The sequence below is a fragment of the Pseudomonas sp. P4795 genome (assembly GCF_048822895.1).
Classification (GTDB): domain Bacteria; phylum Pseudomonadota; class Gammaproteobacteria; order Pseudomonadales; family Pseudomonadaceae; genus Aquipseudomonas.
Map to the genome: position 1 here is coordinate 555,407 of NZ_JBMFBT010000005.1, position 13,059 is coordinate 568,465.

Annotated in this window: 9 protein-coding genes; 6 read left to right on the top strand and 3 right to left on the bottom strand. The window is 60.3% G+C overall.

The window, feature by feature from the left end; translation table 11 throughout:
• Positions 1-20 precede the first annotated feature (20 nt).
• On the bottom strand, positions 21-2,381 hold the full coding sequence (locus ACOI8A_RS17620; RefSeq protein WP_420646720.1) for a TonB-dependent receptor: 2,361 nt from the start codon (positions 2,379-2,381) through the stop codon (positions 21-23).
• A 165-nt stretch (positions 2,382-2,546) separates the two neighbouring features.
• On the opposite strand from ACOI8A_RS17620, the gene ACOI8A_RS17625 reads away from it, so the two are divergent.
• Positions 2,547-3,491 carry a LysR family transcriptional regulator gene (locus tag ACOI8A_RS17625; protein ID WP_420646719.1) on the top strand — a complete coding sequence of 315 codons (945 nt, stop codon included), beginning with the start codon at positions 2,547-2,549 and terminating at the stop codon, positions 3,489-3,491.
• A gap of 207 nt (positions 3,492-3,698) precedes the next feature.
• Positions 3,699-5,315 (top strand): alkaline phosphatase family protein, encoded by a 1,617-nt coding sequence (locus tag ACOI8A_RS17630; protein WP_420646718.1) that lies wholly within the window; start codon positions 3,699-3,701, stop codon positions 5,313-5,315.
• Positions 5,316-5,456: 141 nt separating this feature from the next.
• On the opposite strand, the gene ACOI8A_RS17635 is transcribed toward ACOI8A_RS17630, so the two are convergent.
• Positions 5,457-6,362, bottom strand: coding sequence for a TauD/TfdA dioxygenase family protein (locus tag ACOI8A_RS17635; protein ID WP_420646717.1), 906 nt, complete (start codon positions 6,360-6,362; stop codon positions 5,457-5,459).
• Positions 6,363-6,543: 181 nt separating this feature from the next.
• Here ACOI8A_RS17635 and ACOI8A_RS17640 point away from each other — a divergent pair, with 181 nt between their 5' ends.
• The gene (locus ACOI8A_RS17640; RefSeq protein ID WP_420651268.1) at positions 6,544-7,470 is read left to right on the top strand and encodes a LysR family transcriptional regulator; all 927 of its coding nucleotides are present in this window, start codon (positions 6,544-6,546) and stop codon (positions 7,468-7,470) included.
• A 207-nt stretch (positions 7,471-7,677) separates the two neighbouring features.
• On the opposite strand, the gene ACOI8A_RS17645 is transcribed toward ACOI8A_RS17640, so the two are convergent.
• Complete coding sequence (locus ACOI8A_RS17645) at positions 7,678-8,691, bottom strand: ABC transporter substrate-binding protein (protein WP_420646715.1); 1,014 nt, start codon at positions 8,689-8,691, stop codon at positions 7,678-7,680.
• 301 nt (positions 8,692-8,992) lie between these two features.
• Here ACOI8A_RS17645 and ACOI8A_RS17650 point away from each other — a divergent pair, with 301 nt between their 5' ends.
• The 3 genes from ACOI8A_RS17650 to ACOI8A_RS17660 are packed head-to-tail and all read left to right on the top strand — an operon-like array spanning position 8,993 to position 13,028.
• Complete coding sequence (locus tag ACOI8A_RS17650; protein WP_420646714.1) at positions 8,993-10,591, top strand: ABC transporter permease; 1,599 nt, start codon at positions 8,993-8,995, stop codon at positions 10,589-10,591.
• A complete protein-coding gene (locus tag ACOI8A_RS17655; protein ID WP_420646713.1) occupies positions 10,588-11,403 on the top strand; it encodes an ABC transporter ATP-binding protein in 816 nt (271 codons plus the stop codon). The genes ACOI8A_RS17650 and ACOI8A_RS17655 overlap by 4 nt, the downstream gene beginning before the upstream one ends.
• 14 nt (positions 11,404-11,417) lie before the next feature.
• Complete coding sequence (locus ACOI8A_RS17660) at positions 11,418-13,028, top strand: arylsulfatase (protein ID WP_420646712.1); 1,611 nt, start codon at positions 11,418-11,420, stop codon at positions 13,026-13,028.
• Positions 13,029-13,059: the final 31 nt, after the last annotated feature.

Sequence of the window (13,059 nt, forward strand, 5' to 3'; positions counted from 1 at the left end):
GCAGCTCCTTAAGGGTCGGATCAGAAGTCGTAGCGACCGGTAACGCCGAGGGTGCGCGGCGTGCCGAGCAGGCCTTCATAGCCGCCGTTGCCGCCGGTCCACAGGGTCGTGTAGTAGGTTTTGTCGAAGGCGTTTTTCAGCCACAGCGAGACGTCCCACTGGCCCTGATTGAAATCGCCACGCAGACCTGTGGATAAGTTGACCACCGCGTAGCTCGGGATCTGGCCGTAGTCGGAATCCTCCACGGTGCCCACCGCTTTCGAGCGGAACGCATAGCTGCCGGTGACGTACGGCTGCAGGCCATTGGCGAGATTCCATTCGTATTTGCCGTTGGCGTTACCGATCCATTTCGAAGCGCCAACCACTTGATGGCCGCTAAGGTCGCAGGAGGCCGGAGCACCTGGCGCCTGGCTGACTTCCGGCGGGCATGGCGCATCTTTGTAAGAGAGGTAGCTGACGTCATTGAACGAGCCATTGAAGTTCAACGTCAGGCCGCGCACGGGGACAACGGTGGTTTCGAATTCCACACCGCGCGAGCGCACGGAACCGGCGTTGGTCAGGTATTGCACGCGGTTGACGTCGTCATAGGCGTTGGTCTGATAGGCGTTGACCTGCGTCCAGAACAGGTTGGCATTGAGCTGCAAACGCCGATCCCACAACGTGCTTTTGAAGCCGAGCTCGGCGTTGTTGGCGCGCTCGGTGCCGATCAGCAACGAGTCGGCGCCGGCAGTCGGTGCCGAGCCGACCGCGAGGTTGACCCCACCGGATTTCTCGCCGTGAGACAGGGTCGCGTAGCCGAGCAGATTATCGGTGACGCGATAGCTCAGGTTGAGCAAACCGGAAGGGCTGGAGCTGTACTGATTCAGATCGCCAGAGTCATAAGCTCCGACCCGACCACGCCGCGCGGTGGCCGCCGCACCCGTCACCGCTACCCCGCCGAGCGGTGCGTCACGAGTGACATCGGCGTTCTTCTGTTCGTAGGTGCCACGCACTCCGGCGGTGAAGTCCAGACGCTCGCTGAGGTGCCAGGTGCCTTGGGCGAACAGCGCGAAACTGTCGGTCTTGATATGGCCGTTGCCGACGCTGTCGACATTGGCCAGTGCACCGCGCGGCGTGCCGTTCCAGATGTCCGCTTGCGGGCCGTAATTGAGGAAGGATTTGTTGTCCAGGTCCGAGCCGAAGTAGTACGCGCCAAGCACGTAATCGAAGAACTCACCCTTGGGCGAAGCCAGGCGAAATTCCTGAGAATACTGCTTGTCCTCCACCGACACCCCGGCGTTGTAGCTGGCCGGCACGTTGAGGCCGTCGTCGTTACGCGGGGTGAAATTCCAGAAGCGATACGAGCTGACCGAGGTCAGGGTGTAGTCGCTTGGCAGCGTCCAGTTGGCTTCGACCGAAGTGCCGCCCTGATGCACGGTGACGTGTTGATCGTTGTCCAGATTAACCTTGCGGTGCGAGCCGTTGACCAGCGTTGCACCCGCCGTAGCGGCACGTGCCGAATACAGATTGGTGCCGTTGATGGTCGGCCCGGTGCTGTACAGGACGCGAGTGCCGGCGCTGGAGTCCTCTTCGTTGTAGTCGCCGATCCAGCGCAGATTGAAATTCTCATTGGGCTTGAACAGCAACTGCGCACGGAAGCCTTCGCGCGATCCGCCATTCAAATCATGGCCGTTGTATTCATTCTTGATGTCGCCGTCGCTGCGCGTGCGATACGCCGAAAATCGCCCGGCCAGTACATCATTGAGCGGCCCGGAAATCGTGCCCTTGGTCTGGAAATATCCGTCCTCGCCGACCGAGGTTTCGATGCTGCGCTCGGGGGTGAAACTTGGCGCGCGGGTGCTGATGTTGATCACCCCGGCGGTGGTGTTCTTGCCGAACAACGTGCCCTGCGGCCCGCGGAGCACTTCGAGCTGTTCGATGTCCATCAAATCGAACACCGCCATCCCCGGACGGCCCAGATACACGTTGTCGATGTACAGCCCGACGCTGCCTTCCAGACCGTCACTCGCCGGGTTATTGCCCAACCCGCGAATCGACACGCTGGACTGGCGCGCATGCATATAGGCGACGTTGACGCTCGGCACCAGTTGCTGCAAATCCTGAATCCGGTAAACCCGCTGCGTCTCCAGTGTCTGGCCGCTGACCACGCTCATCGGCGTCGGCACGTCTTGCGAACTTTCTTCGCGTCGGCGGGTGGTGACGGTGACGGTTTCCAGTTGCGAACCGGTGGTTGCGGCTGTCCCGGCGGGGGCCGCCGCAGAGGCTTCGGTCTCGGCCGCGTAAGCGTGAGTCCAACTTGCACTTCCTGCCAGCAACAGGGCCAGGGGCAGACGTTTGAGCCGTCGTGGCGGCGGCGGTGAAGCGAGGTTCAACGGACTCATAAGGCGGCTCCTGAGCAAAAAACACACAGACATCTTTCTTGCTGCATATTCTTTTAAGTTATTTATTTATGTTTTTAGAAAGATTTACTGCATAAGAGATTGCCTTTATAAGGAGTCGACCTAATGCATATCCAATGCATTTCCCGGATATTTTTTATGTGAAAAATGCATATCGACTTGCGGCAACTTCGTCACTTCATCGCCTTGGCTGATCAACGCAGCTTCGTCGCCGGCGCATTGGCGGTGAATCTGTCGCAGTCGGCATTCAGCCGTAGCATTCAGGCGCTGGAACACAGCGTCGGCTGTCAATTGGTCGATCGCGGACGCAAGGATCTGCCGCCAACCAAACAGGGTCAGGTGCTGCTCGAGCATGCGCGGCGGCTGGTCAGCGGCGCGCAGCAGATGGCCAACGAGATCAGCCAGTTCAACGGGCTGGAAGCGGGCGAGTTGCGCTTCGGCTGCGGCCCGGCGCCGGCAGCGGGTTTGATCCCGCGCGCGATTGGCAGCTTCATCGGCCGCTACCCGAAAGCGCGGGTGCATTACCAGGTCGATGACTGGCAAAGCCTGAGCAAACGCCTGCTCAGTGAGGAGTTCGAATTCTTCGTCGCCGACACTCGGCAGTTCGAGGCGGATCCGGATTACCAGACCCATCGCCTGCGCCCGCGCAAATGGCATTTCTGCTGCCGCATCGGCCATCCGCTGGCCGGACGCGAGCGAATCAGCGCGGCTGAATTGATGAGTTATCCGCTGGCGGTGAGCATCCGTCCGCCGAACCTGCGCAAGGTCATCGTCGACCTCAGCGGCCGCCCGGATTTCACGCCGAATGTGGAGTGCGAAAACAGCGCGAGTTTGCTTGGCGTGGTGCTGCGTTCGGATGCGATCGGCATCGTTGGCGCGTACTCGGATGCGCTGCATCTGGCCAAGGGTGAGCTGGTGGTGCTGAAGATCGAAGGGCTGGCGGATGATCTTGAGGAGCTGTACACCCGCTACGGGATTGTCAGCCGCGCCGGGTATCGCCTGTCGCCGCTGGCGGAGGCGATGATTGCGCAGATCAAGGCGATTGATGAGGTGGATGAAGAAGTGTGTTCGCTGGATGGGCTGGCTGTCTAAACCAGCGCTATCGCTAGCAGGCCACAGGATTCGCGCCGAGCACAGATAATGCGAACTCACCAGATACTGTGGGAGCTGGCTTGCCAGCGATGGCGGCAGACCAGGCACTGATGCATTCCCTGCATAAAAAGCATTCCCCAAATGCACTTGCCGAACACCCCCGTCGAAAGCGAAAACCCTCGCCTGTCCTTCTGACCGGTGAGCCTCATGTCCAACCCCGAAAAAACCGTGCGCAACGTGCTGTACATCATGTGCGATCAGCTGCGCCGCGATTACCTGTCCTGCTACGGCCACCCGCATCTGCACACGCCGAACATTGATCGGCTGGCGGCGGCCGGCGTGCGTTTCAGCCGTGCCTACACCCAAGGCACGATCTGCGGGCCGTCGCGCATGTCGGCCTACACCGGGCGTTATGTCAGCAGCCATCAGGTGGCGTGGAACGCCGTGCCGTTGCCACTGGAAGAACTGACCATCGGCGATTACCTGCGCCCGCATGGCATCCGCACTGCATTGGTCGGCAAGACCCACGCCACCGCCAATGTCGATGCCTTGCAGCGGATGGCGATCAACCCGGACAGCGCACAGGCCGAAGTGCTGAATGAAGTCGGCTTCGAACCCTACATGCGCCACGACGGCATCTTCCCCGACGACCCGCTGTTCGACGACAAACGCGAGTCTGCGCCTTACACCCATTACCTGCGCGAGCAAGGCTTCGAAGCTCGCAATCCCTGGCACGACTGGGCCAACGCCGCCGAAGGCGAAAACGGTGAAATCCTCAGCGGCTGGAAAATGCGCAACGCCGGTTTGCCCGCGCGCATTCCCGAGCAGCACTCCGAGACGGTTTACACCACTGATCGGGCCATCGACTTTATTGGCGAACAAGGCGAGCAACCCTGGTTTTTACACCTATCCTTCATCAAACCGCACTGGCCTTACATCGCACCCGCTCCGTACCACACCTTGTACAGTACGAAATCGATTCTGCAACCGGTGCGCGCCGCGCCCGAAAAAATCAGCGACCACCCCGTCTATACGGCGTTTCGTCAACACGAGGAAAGCCTCAACTTCTCCCGCGACGCAGTACGATTGACTGTAATCCCCACCTACATGGGCCTGATCAAGCAAATCGATGATCAGCTCGGCCGTCTGTTCGATTTTCTGCAAAGCACCGGTCGTTGGGACGACACCTTGATCGTGTTCACCAGCGACCACGGCGACTTTCTCGGCGATCACTATCTGGGCGAGAAAGAATTTCTGCTCGAACAAGCCGTGGGGGTGCCATTGATCGTGCGCGATCCGCGTGCGGAAGCGGATGTCACGCGCGGAACGGTGGATGAGCGCCTGGCGGAAACCATCGACGCTTTGCCAACGTTTCTCGAAGCACTGGGAGTACCGAGTGCCGAGCATCGGCTCGAAGGGCGCTCATTGACTCCTCTGCTGCACGGCGAAAATCCGGACTGGCGCCGCTATGCGATCAGTGAGTACGACTATGCCTTCCAGGCTCCGGCGCGGGAGCGACTGGGTCAGCCGATTGATCGTTGCCGCATGACCATGGTGCGCAGTGAACGCTGGAAATATCTGGCGTACGACGGCTTTCGGCCACAGTTGTTTGATCTGCTGAATGATCCGCAAGAGCTGGTTGATCTGGGGGCTGATCCGGCTTATGCGACGGTGCGTGAGGAGCATGCGGGGTATTTGTTCGAGTGGGTGCGCGGGCTGAAGCGGCGCACGACGATCAGCAATCAGGAGATTGATTTGCGCGGGCAGCGGTTTCGGTATGGCGAGCCTGAGACCGAGAAACTGGTACAGATCGGCGTTTGGTAATCCCTGTGGCGAGGGGATTTATCCCCGTTCGGCTGCGAAGCAGTCGCAAATCTGTAACCGCGGTCTATCAGCAATAGCCGGCATACAGGTTTCAGGGCTGCTTCGCAGCCCAACGGGGATAAATCCCCTCGCCACAAAGGTTCAGCTGCCTTTGATGGTGTAACTGCGCTGACCAGAAGCCCCAACCGGCACTTCACCTTTGAGCGTCACCCGCCGCACCACCCGATCCTGAGTCCCGTAATCATCAATCGCATAATGCTGCGTCGAACGGTTATCCCAGATCGCCACATCACCGGCCTTCCAGCGCCAGCGCACAGTGTTTTCCTGACGTATCACATGACTCTGCAACAGCCCGAACAGATGCGCCGAATCCGCCTGGGAATAACCCTTGATGCGCTTCACAAAATGCCCCAGCAACAGGCTCTTCTCGCCGCTGATCGGGTGCACACGCACCACCGGGTGTTCGGTCTCGTAGACCGTCGAAGTGAAGATCTTGCGATAGCGCTCGAGCTTCTCCGCCGACACATCGGGCTTGGCGCCGGCGTAGTCGTATTCGTTGCTGTGCACGGCGACCAGTTTGTCCGCCAGTTCACGCAATTCGGTCGGGAGCTCGTTGTATGCGGTGGCGGTGTTGGCCCAGAGAGTGTCGCCGCCAAACGCCGGAGCCACCACCGAGCGCAGGATCGAAGCTTTCGGGTAGGCGTCGACGAAGGTCACGTCGGTGTGCCACGAGTTGGCGCGCTGGCCCTCGGCACCGTCCAGCTCCAGCAGATAACGGGTGCCCTCGCGGGACGGCACGGTAGGATGCGCCACCGGCTCGCCGAGCAAATGGGCGAAGGCTTCCTGACGTTGATCGTCGAGCTGGGTCTGCTCGCGGAAGAACACCACTTTGTACTGGATCAGCGCCTGTTGGATCGCTTCAACGGTGGCGGCATCCAGCTCACCGGACAGGTGCACGCCACGGATTTCGGCGCCGATACGACCGGCCACCGGATGGATTTCCAGCGCGTGGACAGCGGGTTTTACAGCGAGTGCGGCATTGCTCATGGGTAGACCCTCATCGACTGCTTGCGGTTGGACGGCAGCGAAACAACGCTCTATCTATATTCATTTTAGATCTAATAGATATTCACATGCTTCGTTGACGGAATAAGAGCTTGCATTTAAAACCTCAAGCAACCCTCGTCGCAAATGCCTTCGAGCTATTTTTAGGATGCCGGAAAAGCATATGGATCTTCGCCAGTTGCGCTACTTCATCGCCCTCAACGAGCACCGCAGCTTTGTGCGTGCGGCGGACGCCATGGGCATCACTCAACCGGCCTTCAGCCGCAGCATTCAGGGGTTGGAGCAAGAGTTCGGCTGTGTGCTGGTGGATCGCGGCAACAAGGATTTGCGTCCCACACCCGAAGGCCAGGTGGTGCTGCAACACGCGCTGACGCTGGTGCAGGGCGCTGCGTTGCTCAGCGCTGAGGTGACGCAGATGACCAAGCTCGACGCCGGCGAACTGCACTTCGGTTGCGGCCCGGCGCCAGCGGTGAAACTGGTGCCGGATGCGGTGGCGCAATTCATCAATGCGCACCCGAAAGTGCGGACCTGTTTTCAGGTGGATAACTGGGAAAAACTCAGCCGCGCGCTGACTCGCGAAGAGATCGAATTCTTCATCGCCGACATCCGCCATTTCGAGTCCGACCCGAACTTCCAGACCCAGCCACTGACGCCCAAGCGCGGCGTATTCTTCTGCCGGCCGGGGCATCCGTTATTGGCCAAGGAAAGCCTCTCGACTAACGACATGTTCGACTATCCGCTGGCGACCACACTGATCCCGCCGGGCATTCGCAAACTGCTGGCGAACCTCAGCGGGCGCATCGATTTTTCGCCGACCATCGAGACCGAGCATTTTCCGGCGCTGGTGAAGGTAGTGCTGCAATCGAATGCGATTGGCATCGGTACGGAAGAGGCGTTTTACGAGGACATTGCCCAGGGCTCGCTGGCGCTGCTGCACTGGCGCAATCTGCCGCAGAATCTGGAGAGCATGAATGCGCGCTGCGGGATTGTCAGCCGCACCGGGTTTCGCTTGTCACCGGCGGCGCGGGCGATGATTGAGACGTTGGTGGCGGTGGACAAGGGGGTTGGAGAGGCGCGGGTGGCGGGGTGAACTTCGGGTTTTGTGGCCGGCTTGAGATTGCTGCCCTCACCCTAGCCCTCTCCCGGAGGGAGAGGGGACTGACCGAGGTGTTTGGGTCAGTTACATCGACCTGAAATATCAAGTCGAACTCACGTTTTGAAAGTCACAAAAATCGGCTCCCTCTCCTGGGGGAGAGGGCTGGGGTGAGGGGCTGGATTTAAAGTCCTGCCCAACAACTCAGAGCTTCGCAGCTTCCAACTCCGGCGCCACCCATTCACTAACCTTGAACGGCTTGCGAATCAGCTTCTGCTGTGCCGCCAGATCGACCTTGTCCTGCAAGCTGCCAAGGAATACCGGATCCAGCGTCGACGGAAACACTTCAGCCAATCTCTGATCCTTCAGATCCTCGGTCAAAATCACCGGTGGATAACTCGCCAGCCCCGAAACCAGCTGCACGTACGCCTCCTTGTTGCTCTCCTGCGTCAGCCATTCCACCGCTTGCTGCTGCGCCTTGAGCAGTTTGCTCACCGCCTCAGGATGCGCATCGACAAACTTGCCAGTGCCCACCAGCACCGACTGCACACTGCCGGCGCCACCCAGATCCTTGGTGTTCAGCGGTAACTCGGCCAGGCCTTTGATCTGCAACGCGGCCAACCCGGAACTGCCCCATGACGCGTCGATCTGCTTCGCTGCCAACGCTGCAACCGCCGCAGTGAAATCGAGGTTGATGACCTTCAGATCTTTTTCGCTCAAACCCTGACTGGCCAGCGCCGCATCGAACGACAACTGGGTCGCCGTACCGCGAAAGATCGCCACGCGTTTGCCTTTGAGATCCTGCAAAGTCTTGATCCCGGAACCCGGCACCACGCCGAGATATTGCTTCACGCCACGTGCGCTGGCGCTGAGCAGACGCGTGTCCAGTCCGTTGGACTTGCCAATGATCGCAGCCAGATCACCGAGGTACGCCAGATCGACCTGACCATTGGCGAACGCTTCGTTGATCACCGGGCCAGCGCCTTTAAAGAAGCTCCACTGAATCTTGATGCCCTGCTCGGCAAAGGCTTTTTCGAAGATCTGCTGATCGCGCAATACATCGACCACACCGCCCCCGCTGTGCTGCGTGCCGGCGCTCAGATCGGGCACGGCGATGCGGATTTCCTTGAGTTCGTCGGCGTGGGCACTGAGCGCCAGCAGACCCGCCAGTGCCGGGGCGGCAAACAGACTGATGACACGTTTAAAGGGAAAGTTCATGGGTGCGGCTCCTGGTCACGACGGGCGTTGAGGAGCTGAAAGTAGGCGCAATGCACATCTGCACTTAAATACTATAAAAGAACATTTTTATAGCTTTTTGAGCTAAGCCAGCAAATTCGGGACGTGGGGGAAGGTATGCATTGAGAGCATCGAAAATATTCTTCGAATGCATTGGATGCGCAGGGGCCGCAGGCCTTAAATGGCGTGCCTTATCTCTAAACAGATCAATAAATTGTTTTTATATAACTATTTGTTATCTGCTAATTCCGCTAAAGATCCAACCCGACAACGGAGGTCACCCATGGCCCGTGATTCGCTGCTCAGCCTGCCGCTGCCCGCGCCGCCGCTCAAAAGTCAGCGCGTGTGGCCGAGCCTGAGCCATCGGCTGTTGCCATGGATTGTGCCGCTGGCATTGTTTGCCTTGTGGTGGCTGGCGGCGCGCAATCACTGGATGAGCGAGCAGATCCTGCCGGCGCCATCGTTGGTGTGGAGCAGCGCCGTTGAATTGTCTCAAGGCGAGCTATGGAGCCATTTGTGGATCAGCCTGCAACGGCTGTTCTGGGGCTTGCTGGCCGGGATCTCGGCCGGTGCAATTCTCGGCGCGGCGCTGGGTTTCAGTCGGCGCCTCGAACGCCTGATCTTCCCGACCTTCGCCGGGCTTGCACAAGTGCCGACGCTGGCGTGGATTCCGCTGTTCATGGTGTTTTTCGGCATCGGCGAGGTGTTGAAACTGGTGGTGCTGATCAAAGCCATCGTGGTGCCGGTGACCCTGCACACACTGGTCGGCGTGCGGGATGCGCAACCGAAATTACGCGAAGCGGCGGCGGTGTTGCGCCTGCCGCCACACTTGCTGATCCGACGTCTGGTGCTGCCTGCCGCCCTCCCCGCATTCATGGCCGGTGTGCGTCTGGCACTGGCTGCTGGCTGGACCTCGTTGCTGGCAGTGGAGCTGCTGGCCTCCAGTGAAGGCATCGGTTATCTGATGGTCTGGGCGCGGCAGCTGTTCATGCTCGACATCGTGTTCGTGTGCATCGTGGTCATCGGTCTGATTGGTGTGGCGATGGATCGCGGGATCGGTCTGCTGGACAAAAAACTGGTGCACTGGCCGCACCCGGCTACCGCCGAAATCCGCCGTGGTCCGCGCTATGAAGGCTGGCAGCGTTTGCAGCCGTGGCTGCTGCCGCTGGGCTTGCTCGCGCTGTGGCAACTGGCGGTCGATCAGCAGTGGGTCGACGCGGCGATTCTCGCCAGTCCACTGAATGTGCTGGAAGCCACGCTGAACGGTTTACTCGACGGCACCTTGATCAGCGGCATGGCGCTGAGTCTGGGTCGCACCCTTGGCGGTCTGTTGATCGGTGGCAGTCTCGGCCTGGCGCTGGGCTTGCTGCTGGGCCTGTCGCGCAGCAGTGAACGGGTGCTCGGGCCGACCTTCGCCGCAATCCGCCAGATCGCGATTTTCGCCTGGGTGCCGCTGCTCACCGCGTGGTTTGGTCTGGGCGAATTGGCCAAGTGGGTGTTCGTCGCCCTCGCCGCATTCTTCCCGCTGTTCATCGCCACCCAACGCAGCGTCGCCAACCTCTCGCCGCAACTCAACGAAGCCGCACAAGTGCTGCGCCTGAGCCTCGGCCAGCGTCTGCGTCGACTGGTCCTGCCCGGCGCTGCACCGGGGATTTTCGCGGGTCTCAGACTGAGCCTGATCTACGCCTGGCTCGGCACCATCGGCGCCGAATATTTCATGCCTTCCAACGGCGGCATCGGCAGCCAGATGATCGGCGCACAACAACTGCTGCGCATGGACCTGATCATGGCCGGCATGCTCCTCGTCGGCCTCACTGGCGCCCTCCTCAACCTGATTGGCCAACGCCTGGAAATTCGCGCGACCCGCTGGAGACACGCATGAACGCACCGATTGTCAGCTTCAACCACGTAGGCAAATCCTTCGATGTCGACGGTTTCGAACTGGAGGCGATCCGCGAATTCAACCTCGACATCGCCGAGGGCGAATTCGTCGCCATCGTCGGCTCCAGCGGCTGCGGCAAATCGACTTTGCTGCGCTTGCTAGTGGGCCTCGACACGCAGTTTCGCGGGCAGATCACTGTCGATGGCAAAGCCGTCAGCGGCATCGGCGGCGAGCGCGGCATCGTCTTTCAGGAACACCGTTTGTTCCCGTGGCTGACGGTGGCCGACAACATCGGTCTGGGCTTGGTCAACGAGCCGTTGAGCGCTGCCGAAAAGCAGCGCCGCGTCGAAGATTTCATCGACCTGGTCGGCCTGCGCGACTTCACCCGCGCCTATCCGCATCAACTCTCTGGCGGCATGGCGCAGCGGGTGGCCATCGCGCGCGGACTGGTCGCCAGCCCACGAATTCTGCTGCTCGACGAACCCTTCGGCGCACTCGACGCACTGACTCGTCAGCAGATGCAGGATGAGCTATTGGCGATCCGCGCACGGGCAAAAATCACCACGATTCTGGTGACCCATGATGTCGAGGAAGCGATCTTCCTCGCCGACCGTGTGGTGGTGATGGAACCGCGTCCGGGACGCATCAAGCAAGTGGTCAACATCGCGCTGCCCCATCCGCGCCAACGCAGCAGTTTTGACTTCCACCAATTGCGCGAAGAACTGCTGCACGAGCTGACCAGTAATGACCATTACCAACCGAGCGTGCCGGTGCAGATCCGTGATCTGCGGCTGTCATTTATTGCCTGCTGACCTGGAGTGTTTTGATGCCGCAACGTCCCAATTTTCTGGTGATTCTGGCCGATGACCTCGGCTTCTCCGACATCGGCGCGTTCGGCGGCGAAATCGCCACGCCGAACCTCGATGCGCTGGCCAACAATGGCCTGCGCCTGACCGATTTCCACACGGCGCCGACCTGTTCACCGACGCGCTCGATGCTGCTTACCGGCACCGACCACCACATCGCCGGCATTGGCACCATGGCCGAAGCGCTGACGCCGGAACTGATCGGAAAACCGGGTTACGAAGGCTATCTGAACGACCGCGTCGTCGCGCTGCCGGAGCTGCTACGCGAGGCCGGTTACCAGACCTTGATGAGCGGTAAATGGCACCTCGGCCTGACTGCCGAACTGGCGCCGCAGGCACGCGGTTTCGAGCGTTCTTTCTCGCTGCTGCCTGGAGCCGCCAACCACTACGGTTTTGAGCCGACCTACGATGAGCAAACGCCCGGCCTGTTGAAATCCACTCCAGCGCTGTACATCGAAGACTCCACGTTCGTTGATGAATTGCCCAAGGATTTCTACTCCTCGGACGCCTTCGGCGACAAGCTGTTGCAGTACCTCAAGGAACGCGATCAGACGCGGCCGTTCTTCGCTTACTTGCCGTTTTCTGCGCCGCATTGGCCGTTGCAGGCGCCCAAGGACATCGTCGACAAGTACCGTGGCCGCTACGACGCCGGACCGGAAGTCTTGCGCCTGGAACGCCTGGAAAAACTCAAGGCTCTGGGGCTGATCGAGCCGGATGTCGAACCGCATCCGCTGGTCCAACTAACAGCGCAATGGGATGCGCTAAGCGATGAGCAAAAACAGATTTCCGCGCGGGCAATGGAGGTCTACGCGGCGATGGTCGAGCGCATGGACTGGAACATCGGCCGGGTGGTGGATTACCTGCGCCAACAAGGCCAGCTCGACAATACTTTCATCCTTTTCATGTCCGACAACGGCGCCGAAGGCGCGCTGCTTGAAGCTTTCCCCAAATTCGGCGCGGAGCTGGTGACGTATCTGAGTCAGCATTACGACAACAGCCTCGACAACATTGGTCGGGCGAATTCCTACGTCTGGTACGGGCCGAACTGGGCGCAGGTGGCGACCGCGCCGTCGCGGCTGTTCAAGGCGTTCACCACCGAGGGCGGGATTCGCGTGCCGGCGCTGCTGCACTATCCGCAGTTGCCACTGAAGGGGCAGATCAGCCACGGCTTTGGCACGGTGATGGACGTTACGCCAACCATTCTCGATCTGGCTGGCGTGCGTCATCCGGGCAAGCTGTGGCACGGCAAACCGGTGGCGCCGTTGCGCGGTAAATCGTGGCTGGGCTTCTTGTCTGGCGAGACGGCGCAGGTGCATGACGAACACACGGTGACTGGCTGGGAATTGTTCGGGCGCCGGGCGATTCGGCAGGGGCAATGGAAGGCTGTGTGGATTCCCGGGCCGGTGGGGCCGGCGACGTGGCAGCTTTATGATTTGGGGAGTGATCCGGGGGAGATTCATGATCTGGCGGTGAGTCAGCCGCAGAGGCTTGAGGCGTTGATCGAGCATTGGCAGCGCTATGTTGAGGAGACTGGGGTGATTCTCAGTGAGTCGCCGTTTCAGCCGGATTAATGGTGCCTGAGCTACCGCTATCGCTGGCAAG

Excerpts from the sequence above, each read along its gene's own strand:
- ACOI8A_RS17620 (WP_420646720.1), bottom strand. The coding sequence starts at position 2,381 with ATGAGTCCGTTGAACCTCGCTTCACCGCCGCCGCCACGACGGCTCAAA.
- ACOI8A_RS17625 (WP_420646719.1), top strand. The coding sequence starts at position 2,547 with ATGCATATCGACTTGCGGCAACTTCGTCACTTCATCGCCTTGGCTGAT.
- ACOI8A_RS17630 (WP_420646718.1), top strand. The coding sequence starts at position 3,699 with ATGTCCAACCCCGAAAAAACCGTGCGCAACGTGCTGTACATCATGTGC.
- ACOI8A_RS17635 (WP_420646717.1), bottom strand. The coding sequence starts at position 6,362 with ATGAGCAATGCCGCACTCGCTGTAAAACCCGCTGTCCACGCGCTGGAA.
- ACOI8A_RS17640 (WP_420651268.1), top strand. The coding sequence starts at position 6,544 with ATGGATCTTCGCCAGTTGCGCTACTTCATCGCCCTCAACGAGCACCGC.
- ACOI8A_RS17645 (WP_420646715.1), bottom strand. The coding sequence starts at position 8,691 with ATGAACTTTCCCTTTAAACGTGTCATCAGTCTGTTTGCCGCCCCGGCA.
- ACOI8A_RS17650 (WP_420646714.1), top strand. The coding sequence starts at position 8,993 with ATGGCCCGTGATTCGCTGCTCAGCCTGCCGCTGCCCGCGCCGCCGCTC.
- ACOI8A_RS17655 (WP_420646713.1), top strand. The coding sequence starts at position 10,588 with ATGAACGCACCGATTGTCAGCTTCAACCACGTAGGCAAATCCTTCGAT.
- ACOI8A_RS17660 (WP_420646712.1), top strand. The coding sequence starts at position 11,418 with ATGCCGCAACGTCCCAATTTTCTGGTGATTCTGGCCGATGACCTCGGC.